At 34.8% G+C, this 13,841-nt stretch carries 12 protein-coding genes and 5 tRNA genes; 5 read left to right on the top strand and 12 right to left on the bottom strand.

Annotated elements, in window-relative coordinates; all coding sequences use genetic code 11:
• Window positions 1–7: 7 nt before the first annotated feature.
• Entirely contained in the window at window positions 8–622 is a 615-nt protein-coding gene (locus DS745_RS14495; RefSeq protein WP_129078956.1) for a DUF4912 domain-containing protein, read from the bottom strand.
• A gap of 461 nt (window positions 623–1,083) precedes the next feature.
• On the opposite strand from DS745_RS14495, the gene DS745_RS14490 reads away from it, so the two are divergent.
• The 3 genes from DS745_RS14490 (at window position 1,084) to DS745_RS14480 (ending at window position 2,206) form a co-directional block, all read left to right on the top strand.
• On the top strand, window positions 1,084–1,419 hold the full coding sequence (locus DS745_RS14490) for a hypothetical protein (protein ID WP_129078955.1): 336 nt from the start codon (window positions 1,084–1,086) through the stop codon (window positions 1,417–1,419).
• Window positions 1,420–1,453: 34 nt separating this feature from the next.
• Entirely contained in the window at window positions 1,454–1,945 is a 492-nt protein-coding gene (locus DS745_RS14485) for an endolytic transglycosylase MltG (RefSeq protein ID WP_129078954.1), read from the top strand.
• Window positions 1,946–2,023: 78 nt separating this feature from the next.
• A complete protein-coding gene (locus DS745_RS14480) occupies window positions 2,024–2,206 on the top strand; it encodes a hypothetical protein (protein ID WP_129078953.1) in 183 nt (60 codons plus the stop codon).
• 40 nt (window positions 2,207–2,246) lie between these two features.
• Here DS745_RS14480 and DS745_RS14475 read toward each other — a convergent pair whose 3' ends face one another.
• The 3 genes from DS745_RS14475 to DS745_RS14465 all read right to left on the bottom strand — a co-directional run bounded on the left by DS745_RS14475 (window position 2,247) and on the right by DS745_RS14465 (window position 6,569).
• The gene (locus tag DS745_RS14475) at window positions 2,247–4,343 is read right to left on the bottom strand and encodes a peptidoglycan D,D-transpeptidase FtsI family protein (protein WP_129078952.1); all 2,097 of its coding nucleotides are present in this window, start codon (window positions 4,341–4,343) and stop codon (window positions 2,247–2,249) included.
• A 176-nt stretch (window positions 4,344–4,519) separates the two neighbouring features.
• Complete coding sequence (locus tag DS745_RS14470; protein ID WP_129078951.1) at window positions 4,520–5,815, bottom strand: MFS transporter; 1,296 nt, start codon at window positions 5,813–5,815, stop codon at window positions 4,520–4,522.
• A 142-nt stretch (window positions 5,816–5,957) separates the two neighbouring features.
• Window positions 5,958–6,569 (bottom strand): superoxide dismutase, encoded by a 612-nt coding sequence (locus DS745_RS14465; RefSeq protein WP_129078950.1) that lies wholly within the window; start codon window positions 6,567–6,569, stop codon window positions 5,958–5,960.
• A 353-nt stretch (window positions 6,570–6,922) separates the two neighbouring features.
• Between DS745_RS14465 and uppP the strand changes: the two genes are divergently transcribed.
• On the top strand, window positions 6,923–7,753 hold the full coding sequence (gene uppP / locus DS745_RS14460) for an undecaprenyl-diphosphatase UppP (RefSeq protein ID WP_129078949.1): 831 nt from the start codon (window positions 6,923–6,925) through the stop codon (window positions 7,751–7,753).
• Between the two features lie 174 nt (window positions 7,754–7,927).
• Here uppP and DS745_RS14455 read toward each other — a convergent pair.
• From DS745_RS14455 to DS745_RS14430, 6 genes are all read right to left on the bottom strand, one after another.
• Window positions 7,928–8,020, bottom strand: a tRNA-Ser gene (locus tag DS745_RS14455).
• Window positions 8,021–8,029: 9 nt separating this feature from the next.
• Window positions 8,030–8,106, bottom strand: a tRNA-Ile gene (locus DS745_RS14450).
• 22 nt (window positions 8,107–8,128) lie between these two features.
• Window positions 8,129–8,204: transfer RNA gene (locus DS745_RS14445), tRNA-His, on the bottom strand.
• Between the two features lie 26 nt (window positions 8,205–8,230).
• Window positions 8,231–8,307: transfer RNA gene (locus DS745_RS14440), tRNA-Met, on the bottom strand.
• Between the two features lie 5 nt (window positions 8,308–8,312).
• Window positions 8,313–8,387, bottom strand: a tRNA-Asn gene (locus tag DS745_RS14435).
• 215 nt (window positions 8,388–8,602) lie between these two features.
• Window positions 8,603–10,231, bottom strand: coding sequence for a Na/Pi cotransporter family protein (locus tag DS745_RS14430; protein WP_241657831.1), 1,629 nt, complete (start codon window positions 10,229–10,231; stop codon window positions 8,603–8,605).
• A gap of 481 nt (window positions 10,232–10,712) precedes the next feature.
• Between DS745_RS14430 and DS745_RS14425 the strand changes: the two genes are divergently transcribed.
• Complete coding sequence (locus DS745_RS14425) at window positions 10,713–11,519, top strand: DUF1189 domain-containing protein (RefSeq protein ID WP_129078948.1); 807 nt, start codon at window positions 10,713–10,715, stop codon at window positions 11,517–11,519.
• 24 nt (window positions 11,520–11,543) lie between these two features.
• On the opposite strand, the gene DS745_RS14420 is transcribed toward DS745_RS14425, so the two are convergent.
• On the bottom strand, window positions 11,544–12,197 hold the full coding sequence (locus DS745_RS14420) for an NfeD family protein (RefSeq protein ID WP_129078947.1): 654 nt from the start codon (window positions 12,195–12,197) through the stop codon (window positions 11,544–11,546).
• A gap of 332 nt (window positions 12,198–12,529) precedes the next feature.
• Entirely contained in the window at window positions 12,530–13,402 is an 873-nt protein-coding gene (locus tag DS745_RS14415; protein WP_129078946.1) for a DUF1002 domain-containing protein, read from the bottom strand.
• Between the last annotated feature and the right edge of the window lie 439 nt (window positions 13,403–13,841).

Raw genomic sequence — 13,841 nt, 5'->3', positions numbered from 1 at the left:
GCTCCACTCATTTAAGTTTCTCATAATAGGAATAACTACTAAATCCTTCTAACCAGTCTGGTTCTTTCCTAATTCCTTCTTTCCATTGTAAGTCAGCTGACGTAGAAAGCCCTCTCTGATCGTCATTTAAGTGAGGGGTAGCCATGGTATTTGAGCGAATGAAAGGGAAGAAATACCTTTTCTCTCTTGTAATTACCCCGATGTCTACGCAATAAGTTCGATTTGGGTTTAAATCATAAAAGAACCATTGCTGACTTTCTCTAGGTAGCAGATAGTCTTGAAAACAATGTGCGTTATGCCCATTAAAATTAATTTTCGTAACATCATACAATCTTAGTTGCAAATCAAAGGATCCCCACTCATCATTCAAGTGGTGTTTTACCATATGCCTTTTCTTGTCAGATATTTCCCAGTAACAAAACAGTGAGTATGGAGACCGGACCATTAATGTACATTGACTACTATGTTCATGGAACTGCCTAACTACAATTTTGTTATGCTGAATATTGTTATCAAATTCTCTCAATTGATAGCGAACTTTGCCCATCGTAAGATTTAATTCATCGGCGATCTCTTTTATTGAAAATCCTTCATTTCTTAATGTAACAATTTCACTAATCAAACACTTTCACCTCAGGTAGTATTCTATAGGTAGTTAACTTATCATGTGTATTTATTTAAAGGATAAGTATGTATAAAAAAATAATCTACTTACATCTTACATTCGATATAATCAGGCAACAAGAAGTCTATTTTGTAGAATAATGTCTATGCTAGATAACTATTGGGTGTAGACCTTATTATTTTTTTCCAAACGTTATATATTCTTATTAAAGTGAAAATAAAAGACATTTACTAGATTTAATACGACAAAGTTATTCTATATTCCACTTTCAAATATTTTTACCACCCCCTTAATTCGACAACTTCCTCCGTATAGATACTTGTGATCTCTTTATAAGACTGCCGGATGAGGATTTCTATAATCGAAACTGCAAAATGTATCCATTTTCTAAGCAAGCCTTGTTATTTTTAGTTTTTGTGATATAAATGAATAGTATTGTTTTAAGGAGGTACACATCAATGGAAACTACAATTATGGCTTTATTATCCTTATCAATTATTCTGTATGTTGTTTCTTTCTTTAAGAAAGATCGTAATAAGGATGTTGAAAAACAAATTGAAAATTTCTCGATTACATTAATGCAAGAAATATATCAATTACGAAAAAAAATTAATGTCCTTGAGGAAGAGATTTTAATTGGGCAAGATGAGCGCTATTTTACAAATAAAGAAGAACCAAACATAGATCGCGATCAAATCTTATCTTACTATGAAGACGGTTATTCTCTCGAAGAAATTGAAGAAATGACCGGATTACCTATTGATACGATCAATGAAATTTTAGGTAATGCGTAAATAACTTTGCTTCAATGTAAGAAAGGAGAGAAAGATGACCAAGAAAACTTTACAAGGAATTGCTACTGGAATACTGTTAACCACGTTAGTATTTGCATTTAATTTCTACTATTCTGATAATACTACTATACAAATAGAAATACCAAGTGAAGAAAAGACAAGAGCTATTACGGATCAAGACATAGAAGAATATATTGCAAAAAATGGATTAGTCGTTCTTGATTTGATTGATTATGAAAAATTACTTGACCAAGTAGCAAACAGAGAAACTGTTGAAATTGACAATGAACCAAACTCTGAGAAGATTATTGAACGAATTGTCGTTAAGGAAGTATTTTTTACAATCGAACCAGGTACGAGTAGTAGTAGCATTGCTTTATTACTGGAAGAAAAAGGTTTGATTACTAGTAAAGAAAATTTCGAAAGCTATTTGAAACAAAAAGGTCTAGAAACAAAGATAAAGGCTGGCGATTATACGCTCGCATCAGATATGTCACTAGAGGAAATTGTTGAAAAACTAACGTAACTACTACCTTTCACAATTGTTAAAACAACAGGAAATAGTAAACACTAACGATACAAATGCATGAAAGGAGTTTACTATTTGAAAGTAGCTGCAATTGTGATTGTTACTATCTTTGCTTTTTTAATTATTCCCGTTCATTATCTAGTCATTATGAAATTTACACATGCGGTAGATTATCCAAAGACACTACTCATTCTTGTAGTAGTTGCGGCCTTTTTAGCTGCCATATTAACTGCAGGCTATAATGAGAAGAGAGAATAAAATAAGGGGCTACCTCGTCTGACTTGGTAGCCCCTTATTTTTATTCTGTTTCTGTTTCTGTTTCTGTTTCTGTTTCCTCTTCCTCTACATCCTCATCAAATCCATCAAATTCGTTTAGTTCATCAACAATATTTCTTGATCCGCGATTTGTTTTCAGGTGGAAGTACGTATCTAAAACTCTCTCTGAAATGGCAATTGCTGGTCTTCCTATACTGTCACGAATATAAAGATTGGGAACAATCACTGCAAAAGCAACTTCGGGATTATCGTAAGGTGCATACCCTACAAAAATATGATTATTTAATCGTTCACCATTTAACGTAACCTGTGCAGTACCCGTCTTCCCTGCAACTAGATAAGGCTTATTTGCAAACCCCCTAGCTGTCCCCTGGTTCCCATGGACAACAAGACGAAACCCTTCTTGAACTCGCTCAATTTGCTCATCAGTCATATCAACACGGTTTAATACGTTTGGAGCAAACTGTTTTATAATATTTCCTAGTTCATTTTCGACAATACTTGGCTGTCGTATTTCTCGGACAAGTCTAGGCTGAATACGATAACCACCATTGGCAATTGTCGATACATATTGAGCCATTTGCATTGGTGTATAAGTGTCAAACTGTCCGATACTAAAGTCAAGTAAATGCCCTAATTGTTGCACCCCACCATTATAGCCAGTTCCTTCATTTGGTAAATCAATTCCAGTTTTAACACCAAGACCAAACTGGTTAAAGAAATACCTCATTTGATGAAAACCCTTAGTACGGTCGTTGAGACCACCACCTCGTTTTGAGGCATAATGATAATTTCCAAACGCCATAGCAATTTCAAACATATATACATTCGAAGAACGTTCTAGTGCTGTTAAATCGTTTATGTTTCCAAAAGATCTACCACCAACAGAACCTTTTGTTGTATTTCCAATTTGAATCGGTCGATCATGATAAATTTTTCCTGGGTGAGCATAGCCAGCTTCAAAACCAGCTAATACACTAGCGCCTTTTACGGCAGAACCCATAACAAAAGCATAGTTGACTACTCCTAGATCATCATTCATAAAAGGTCTAGACGTGTCATATCCAGACATGGACAATATTTCTCCTGTAGCAGGATCCATTAGTACAACATAAGCTGTACCATTATCATGAAAGCCACGGTTCGCTTTAACTCGCTCGACTTCCTCTATGACTATTTGTTCGACAGCTTGCTGTAATTCCATATCTACAGTTAAAACTAAGTCTTTTCCACGCTCTCCCAACTTCTCTTGAGGCGGACCTACAATTTTCCTTGATCCATCTAGTATATGCTCAACAACTGCCTTCTTGCCTCTCAACACATCTTCGTACTGCTGCTCTAACTGACTCGTTCCAACATTATCACTGCGGTCATAGCCTCTAGCTAAATAATGATCAATTAGCGGTCTTTGGATTTGCCCTACGTTTCCAAAAAATGAAGAAAATGTATTACCATAGGCATACTTTCTTTTCGAGTCTCTTAAGATATCAACTCCAGGAAGCTCATGCAAATGTTCTAAAACTTTTGCAGCTTCTTCATACGTGACATCAACTTTTACCCGTTGCGGGGAATGGGCATAGCCACGGTCAAATTCTCGTTTAATAGCAAGAACTTCCATCTCTTCTTGAGAAATCTGTGCTAAATGTCTATCTGTTATCCGATCTAATTGAAGACGATAGATCTTCATATGATCATTATTTAACTCATTCATTTCTTCTCTAGTGACTAGTTCTTTTGCTTCTTCGGGACGTGTCAGTAACCAATAGTCCTTTTTATCCCTTTCTGTTATTGCTGTTGTTTCAACATCAATAAAATCATTTAAACGTCTAGCAACTCTAAGTTTTTCATCATTAGAGGTATTTCTGCTAGTATAAGTAACAGAAAGGACCAGTTCATTATCTACAACAACATGCCCATAACGATCGTACATTAATCCTCTAGGTGCATCATTCTTTGAGATAACATTTACAGTTCTGTCAATTTTCCGCTGGTAGTCTTCACCTTTTACGATTTGAACTACACCCAAGCGAAGGATTAATGCCGAAAATAATAAAAACACAACAAAAAACAGTATATTTAACCGAACCGGCATATGTGTTTTTTTCTTCTTTTTACTCATGAACCAGTTCCCCTCTTTCTAAAGATCCGTAATACCCTATCCATTATACTAAAAAACAGAAAAATAGGCACCTCCAAAAGGTGCCATAAACTTAGATTGTAAAATCGAGAATTTCCAACTTTATCATGTTATTCATTTCGAATTCTTCATTTTACATTCTACACTTATTCACTTCATTATATAGGTGACCCATCGTTATCTCCATCACCTTGTTTTTTATTTCTTGGTAAGGTATATTCTTCTCCACCCTCACTTGGTGTATCTACCTTAATATGACGGACGAACAGGGATATGATTAAATGACCTGCTCCAAGGAACAACAGTAACATTGGAATTCCTTGCTCCTCATTAAAAATTGTTACGGTTAACAGAAATAGTAGTATAGAGGTAATACGCCCACCATTTAAAAATATTTCTCTTACTACAATGTACTCAACACGCATTTCTGCAGCCTTCCACCCTTTACCGATGATATCATAGGTAAGAGAAATATATGGAACCAATAGAATTGGGTATGACAAGGAAATGACAATCCCGTAGATAATCAGTTTTGTAAATGTCAAATCAAAAATAATTAAGAAAATCGCTAGGTATAAACCTATACCACCAAGTAAGATCGCTTTCTTTCGAAGATGAGGCTTAATAAAACGACCAACTAAGTAATAGGTCACAAACGAAACTGCTGAAGCAACTAAACCATAGGTTCCTATTGCCAACTCACTATTTGTTGCAATATACACCCAGACAACGATTACAAATACAAATGTACCTTCACGTAACCCCTGAAAAAAGTGAGCATGCAAAATGTGCTTCCAGTTCGCATTTTTCTTTCGTTCAGCTAGTATCCGCTTAAAATCAAAGACTCCTGTAGCAGGTCTTCTTTTCAGAAAGAAACTCAAGATTACAGCGACTACGAATAGTCCTAATGAAATAGCGAAGATCACTTTATATCCTGTAAACTTCTCCATGCTTGTAATCAAAAAGCCTGCTAAAATTGGTCCAATCATTCCTGCAAAGGATGTAAGTAGTCCGAGAAATCCATTAAAGAAATCCCTAGTTTCAGGCTCTGTAATTTCAAACGTTAATACATTAAATGCAAGCCAATAAAATCCAAAGCCAATCCCAATTAATGCTCCCAAGAGTAATAAGTAACTGTTTGCTTTTTCACCTAGAAACAAAACAGTAAAAAAGAAAACGGATAGGAAGGATACTCCTAGCCGTAAAACGATGACACGATCAATTTTCTTTGCCCACCTACCAGCTAGTATAAAAGTTAGAGGTTGCATTACTACTGATGCTAAATTGTAAAGAGCAATATGGGTAAATTCACCTGACTGCTTCCATAAGTAAACATTTACAAATGTATTCGATAAGGCGATGCTCAGCGCATATAGTCCACCAATAACTAAAAGCAGACCTAAATCACGATTTACTTCTACCTCACCAAGAAATTTTTTGAAAATTGTTTTCATTAGCGACTCCCCTTTAACATCTCATAGCTAGTTTGTCTTAATTAAGAGTCGTTATACTAATTAAATGGAAAAAGCAGCTTTTGTTAATTGCTCAAAAATAAAAGGAGACTTTCTCTAATTGAGTAGTCTCCTTAAAACACTTTTATTTAGCAGCGTTATAACGCTTTGAAACTTCATCCCAATTTACAACATTCCAGAATGCTGAAATGTAATCAGGACGTTTGTTTTGATAGTTTAAGTAATAAGCATGCTCCCATACATCAAGACCTAATACAGGAGTTTTACCTTCCATTACTGGAGTGTCTTGGTTAGGAGTGCTTGTAATAGTTAATTGACCATTATCGACAACTAACCAAGCCCAACCGGACCCAAAACGAGTTGTTGCAGCTTTAGCGAATTCTTCTTTAAAAGCATCAAGGCTTCCAAAAGCAGAGTTAATAGCATCAGCTAATTCTCCTGTTGGAGCTCCACCACCATTTGGAGATAAGATCTCCCAAAATAATGTATGGTTCGCATGTCCACCACCATTGTTGCGAACAGCAGTACGAATGCTCTCAGGAAGTGCATCTAAGTTACTTAGTAAGTCTTCTAAGCTTTTTTCAGCCAAATCAGCATGACCTTCTAACGCATTATTTAAGTTTGTGATGTAAGTATTGTGGTGTCTACCATGATGAATTTTCATTGTTTCCTCATCGATGTGTGGAACAAGTGCATCAAATGCATAAGGTAATTCTGGTAAAGTAAAGTTTGCCATTAATATTTCCTCCTTTAATTTTGGTAAGCTTATGTAATTATGAAGTTAGAATTTGTTCATTTTGAACTGAAGTTTATATCGATAGATCCTTACAATTCAAAATTTACAAATCAACATTCACAATTCATGTTTTTTTTCCAACAGTTGCTAACTGTCAATTATACATTAGCAGATTTACCCCTACCAATCAAATATTTAGCTTACATAGAATCGATAAGCGTTAAAATTATTCCCTTGTATACAGTACCCCACAAATAACCAATTCATGATGAATTTTTTAGCATTTTTTTTCGTTTTTCTTTTATACATGTAAAGACAGGCCTAAATGATGGCTTAACGAAAGGAGAAACAGAATGAATTGGATAGAGGCACTTATTTTAGGGGTTGTACAGGGACTTTCCGAATTTCTACCGATTTCAAGTTCAGCACATCTCATTATTGTTCAAAAGATATTAGGCATACATGTAGAAGGAAATCAATTAGAGTTTGAGGTATTGCTACATTTCGCATCACTATTAGCTGTAACGATTTATTTTAGAAAAGATCTTTCTGACATAGTCAAAGGCTTTTTTTCATATTTGCTATCAAGACAAAATGAGAAGAAAGTTCACTTTCACTTTGGCTGGTTACTAATTTTATCAACGGGAGTAACAGCCGTTTTAGGTAAGCTCTTCGAAGATGTTTTAGGTAATAATATGACGAATACCACAACTATCGGCGCTTCTCTAATTGTTACTGGCTTGTTTCTTATTCTGATAGAGCACGGAGTAAAACCAGGAAAACGTACAGCAGGACAAATGACTTGGAGAGATGGAGTGATTATTGGCTTTGGGCAAGCATTAGCGGTCTTACCTGGAATATCAAGAGCGGGTAGTACATTAGTTACTGCACTTTGGTGTGGCTTAGATAAACAAACAGCAGTTCGTTACTCATTTCTGCTATCTATTCCATTGATAGTAGGTATATCAATTGTAGAAATACCGGAAATGTCCCCATTATTCTTTAATGAATACTTTTTTGAAACAACAATTGCTTTTATCGCTAGCTTTTTATTTGCAATTGTTGGTATAAAATGGTTAATTTCAATGGTTAATCGGACCAAACTTTCATATTTCGCAGTTTATTGCATAATACTCGGTGTCATTGTTTGGATATTTATTCAGGACGTCCAGATCGTCATTTGATCACATAAGTTATTATTGAAATCTATTTTTAAAACAATTAATTATATATTTATGCTGTGAGTACCTTTGTTTTCTAAGGAACTCACTTTTTTTATTAATTATGTCGTTATAAAATAAAAAACGACCTATATGCTCATATCTTACTGAACATATAAATCGTTAAATTATGTAGTATGGAGGAGGAAGAGGGATTCGAACCCCCGCGCGGTTTAACCCGCCTGTCGGTTTTCAAGACCGATCCCTTCAGCCGGACTTGGGTATTCCTCCGTAATTCAATGGTGGACCCTGTAGGACTCGAACCTACGACCAACCGGTTATGAGCCGGTAGCTCTAACCAACTGAGCTAAGGGTCCAAGCTATTAATAACGTTAAATATGGGGCGATTGATGGGAATTGAACCCACGAGTGCCGGAGCCACAATCCGGTGCGTTAACCACTTCGCCACAACCGCCATAGGTGAAAGTGAATAGATAAAATTGGTAGCGGCGGAGGGAGTCGAACCCCCGACCTCACGGGTATGAACCGTACGCTCTAGCCAGCTGAGCCACGCCGCCATATATGGCTCCACAGGTAGGACTCGAACCTACGACCGATCGGTTAACAGCCGATTGCTCTACCACTGAGCTACTGTGGAATAAAATTAAGGACAAGATTTATATTACCATGAAGGCATCAAATATGTCAAACACTTTTTTAACCTTTTAGTAATCCTTGTTAAGTTATAATCTAGTGACAAAGAAAAATATATCACAATATTTTTTTCATTTCAAGGTATTTTACAACTTTTTTTCGATTTATATCTCCTGATTAAGAAAAGTGCCTAATAGTATAGGCACTTTCGTTGCTATCTTAAAGATTTTCTTCTCCGATAACTGCTTCAGCAATATTAACAGCATGATCGCCAATACGTTCTAAATTACTTACTATATCAACAAACACGATACCAGCTGAACCTGTACAGTTTCCTTCATTGATACGTAAGATATGATTTTTACGTAATTGTCTTTCCATTTTGTCAATTTTTTCTTCTTTTAACAACACTGAGCGGGCTTCAATAATATCATTATTCTCAAGTGACTTAATCGCCTGCTGTAATGTTGAAATAGTTAGATTAAACATTTCGTCCAAATCACTCATTGCTTTATCTGAAATTGTTACTTTATTCGTTATTTTATAATCGATTAATTCAACGATATTTTCCATATGGTCACCAACTCGCTCGATGTCACGAACGGTGTCCATTAACATGGAATGAAGTTCTGAATCTGCTGCTGATAAAGATTTAGCAGAAATTAAAATCAGGTAATCGGTAATTTTTCGATCAAGATTGTTTATAGCATCTTCAAACTGAACAGTCAGTTCTGCATGTTTCTTTTGATTATTTTTGGCGTATTGACTAGCTTCAATTAATCCTTGCTCAGCAAATTCAGACATTCTTATAACTTCTTTTTTCGCTTGTCCAAGGGCAATTACAGGTGACTGCTGAATGAACAGCGGGTCTAAATGCTGTGCTTTATATTCAATCGCTGAGTCTTTACCTGGAATTATTTTCGTGACGATTAGCGCTAAGACAGCAACAAATGGTAACTGAATTAGAACGTTAGCAAAGTTAAATATTCCGTGTGCAAATGCAATTTGCATAGGACGATTAAGTTCAAGTGCTTGACCTATATACGCAATGAAATGTGTATATGGTGTTAATATAATTAAAATGATTACAGTTCCGATTAAGTTAAAGATTACATGTGTTAATGCCGCTCTCCTAGCTGCAATTGAAGCTCCTAAAGATGCAAGAACTGCTGTAATCGTAGTCCCAATGTTATCACCAAATAGAACAGGTAAAGCTGCCCATAAATCCATGGCTCCTTGATCATACAAGGTCTGTAACAATCCAATTGAAGCTGAAGAACTCTGTACAATCATGGTAAACACTGTACCTATTACGACACCTAATATTGGATTGTCACTCATGCTAACTGTTAAGTCCATAAAGGCCTGAAGAGTACGAAGCGGCTTCATCGCATCCCCCATTAAGCTTAGACCGTAGAATAAAGCTCCAAAACCAAAGATAACTTGTCCATAATTTTGTGCTTTTTTATTCTTGATGAAAAAGATAAAAAATGTCCCAACCGCGATAATCGGTAAAGCATATGCCTGTATTTTAAAACCGATAATAAATGCAGTAACTGTTGTACCAATGTTGGCACCCATGATAACCCCGATTGCTTGTTTTAGCGTCATAAAGCCTGCATTAACTAATCCAATCGTTAAAACAGTTGTTCCTGTACTTGTTTGTAAAGCAACAGTTACGATAATACCCGCAATTACTCCCATTACCGGATTTGATGTAAATTTATCTAAGATGTCCCTTAGTCTATCTCCAGCTACTTTTTGAAGGCCATCTCCCATAAATTTAATTCCAAATAGAAAAATCCCAAGACCTCCAAAAAACATGAACAGTATTTGTTGAATATCCAAAAAAATTCGCCCCTTCAATTGTTTTCTTCTTTTTTCGACAATTCTTAACAAGCATACTTGTTTTTTGTTGAAAAAACATTAACGTTTTGTAAAGATTTTGTAAAGATTTTAACGAATATTTATCTTTATTGGCTTTTATGAAGGCTCTTTTCGTATACATTGTGGCTTTTCTATCCTAAAATTATCGGAAAAATACCCTAGATGAAGATATCAGCCAATAAATTATGTAAGAAAAGAGCATTACTTACTAAATTAGTGGTGGATTCTTAGTAATTTGTGTAAAAATCCGGCTTTTGGGATTTTTACGAAAGCAACAAACTTTGCGAAAACAGCCTTTATGAATAAAGTGTAAACCTACTCGCGCTTTAAAAACATGTCTGATTCAATAATGTGTACTTGTTAGGCTGTTAAACTTTCTGTAAAATATACCGTAGTCTAAGATTCTTACAATAGAAAATAAACTATAAAAAGGAGTAGGAGAATGAATATTTTCCAACAATTCATTAAAAGCATTTATTCGCCACCAACTGTCGCTAAATTCCGTTTTCAAGGAATAGGAAAAACAATACTGTATGTTTTCGTGTTGATGCTTATTACTACATCGATTACAGCCTATCAACTAGCAACAACGATATCAACAACAGTACAACAATTTCAAGCTGATCTTAGGGATGAGCTGCCTGACTTTGAACTTAGAAACAGTATTTTAATTTCTGACATCGAAGAGCCGATCTATCTTACTCAAAATGGTGATATGGTTATTTTTGATACAACGGGGACGTTGACAAAAGCTGAAATTGAAAACCGCTACAATAATGTACTAGCCTTATTAGAAACCGAAGCAGTGCTAGTATCTGAAGGTGTTGCTGAATCATTTCGCTATCGTGATCTAGGTAATATTAATATGAGTAAGCAACAAGTGGAAGAACTAACTGAAACAGTTGTAGATCTCCTTCCTTTAATTATTAGCATGATCGTATTGATCTTATATTTAGTTTTAACAGCATTAAAGTTTATTGGTATTTTCGTATTAACCTTATTTGGATTAATTATGAAGAAAACTTCGGAAGCCACTTTATCCTATAAACAAATTTGGATATTATCTGCATATGCAGTAACACTACCAACTGTTTTCTTTGCAGTTACAGATGCTTTACGTATCCAAATTCCAATTTCATTTACTCTTTATTGGGTAGTGGCAGTAATTATGCTTTACTTAATCTTTAAAGAAATACCTAAACCCAAGCAAGAAGAATTAGAAAAACAAGATTCGCTTGATAAGTATTAAAAAAACGAGTAGTGCCCAAGGGCACTACTCGTTTTTACTTTCATTATCTATTTTTTTTACAACAATTCTTGTTCCATCAACAGAAATAATTTCAACTTTTGTTTTGGCATCTACCCATTGACTATCACTCGTAGCACTATAGAATTTCCCATCTAGTTCAATTGTACCAATTGGCCGAAAAGGTGTTGCAGTTATTGCTATTTTTCCAACTAAATCCTTATAAGATGCATTTAAGGAGTTATAGCCCAAATCTCCTGTTAAGCGATCTTTAAGGGTCATTTTTGACCATATATTTCTTGGTGGAAAAACTTTAATAAAAAAACTTGAAGAGATTGCGCCTAATATTAGCGCCATTGCTACAAGAAAGCCATAAACAATGCTAGGTGTAGGAATGGCTATCCCTAAAATCATTAAGAAAATTCCTAATATGGCAATTGTCCCATCTGTAATGAATTTTCCATCGATTACAATTAAGAAAATCCCACAAATATATAGAAGAGCAACCCATAAACCCATCCCAGATCCTACTGTAATATGAAACGAAAAATACATGGCCATAATGCCAATGCCAATAATTGCGAATAAACCTTTAACTTTTACAAGAAGTTCACCAAATAAAAATAGTGATCCTATGAATACGACTAAAAAGCCTACACTTGCTATATTTAGAATATCCATCTTTTTATCACTCCTTTGAAATTAACGTTTCTTTACTCTTACTTACGTATTAGCATTACAATTTGTTTCAAAAATTTATTAATGTTTTGAAACATAGATGGCATACTAGCTAAAGAGGTGGTGTAATTTTGAAAAAAGTCAATATACCCAAAAATAAAGGTCATAAAACTAACCAGAAAACTAGCTTTTCTTTTAAACAATTTGAAACCAAAAAGATTTCTATTTAATCATTATTGTTTACATATGCTTAAAGTTTATCATACTGGTTACTAAAATTATTTGAACTCGAAAAGAGGGTCAAACTTCTTTTAGAAGTAGACCCTCTTTATGGTTTACCCTTTTGTAAACCAACCTTTAATTACATTAATTAATTCCGAGATAACTTCAAGAAACTTACCAATAAATGTTTGTGTATCTTCCCTACTTAAGAAATCCCCTAAGTTGTCACGAATTTTTCCTATTTGGTTTTGAACTTGGTTCCAATCGATATTTAGGTCTTTCATGCGATTAAATAAGGAAACTAAACCATTCAATTCCTCATCAGTCAAAGTAATCCCAAGTTCTTTTGCTACTCTTAGAATTAAGTCACGCAATTCGGCATCAGTTGTCACTGGATTTTTCGCAATTTCTTCTTTAATTCTAGTCATTAATTCTGTTGCTTGTTCAAATCCGAAGCGGTCACCAAGTTCTGCAGTCTTAACCATTTCCTCATTAGCGACTTGTTTTTGTTCTTCAGGAATTTCAATTTCAGCAGAAATTTCATAGGCTTTGATTATGCCAGTTAAGGCACCAGTACCAGAAACTTTAAATGGTGCTGTTACATATATATCTGCATCTGTTAGACCCGCGGTAACTAAGGCATTTGCATACATCCCCTCAGACACCCAATCAATATTGTTGGTTCGGACGGTTATTCCTGCACCAGCTTCTAACATGGTAATTCTTGCAGAAGAGATTGCTCTAGTTCCAATTTTTTGTTTACTAATATAATTTCCTAAATATTGATGCTCTTCTTGGTTTGTAACAAAAATAATTGGTACATCCTCAGCAACATCCATTTCTTGAAGAAGTAGTCTTTGCTGGTCAACTGATAAATTCTCACCTAGTGTTACAATTACCTCCCCTACTACAGCATCTCCTAATGCTGCACTAGGAATAAACAAGCTAAAAAATCCTATCAATATAAGCAGGGATAGTTTTTTCATTATGTACTCCTTTCCATAGACCTTTTAATATAAAACATATTACTTGTAATAGAACACTTTTTCTAATGAAATAAGAAGTGACCTTTGTCCTATTTTTCTCGCAATTAGATCTTATATTATGTAACATTTCGCTTTTATACCCTTTGTTCAAACTTTCTTTCATACAAAAACTAAAAAATGGTCATATCGGTAGTTGGACAAGCATACGTTGAATTAACAGCTTGTCCATTCTATTTTTTATTAAAAGGCTCTTTTCGTAAACATTGTGGCTTTTTTATCCTAAAATAATCGGGTAAATACCTAGATGGAGATATGAGCCAATAAATTATGTAAGAAAAGAGCAGTACTTACTAAATTAATGGTAAATTCTTAGTAATTTGTGTAAAAATCCGGCTTTTGGGATTTTTACGAAAGCAACAAACTTTGCGAAAACAGCCTA

Origin of the sequence: Anaerobacillus alkaliphilus, from assembly GCF_004116265.1 — a bacterium.
In the GTDB taxonomy this organism is placed as follows: domain Bacteria; phylum Bacillota; class Bacilli; order Bacillales; family Anaerobacillaceae; genus Anaerobacillus; species Anaerobacillus alkaliphilus.
This window is presented reverse-complemented; position numbering and strand designations above follow the sequence as displayed.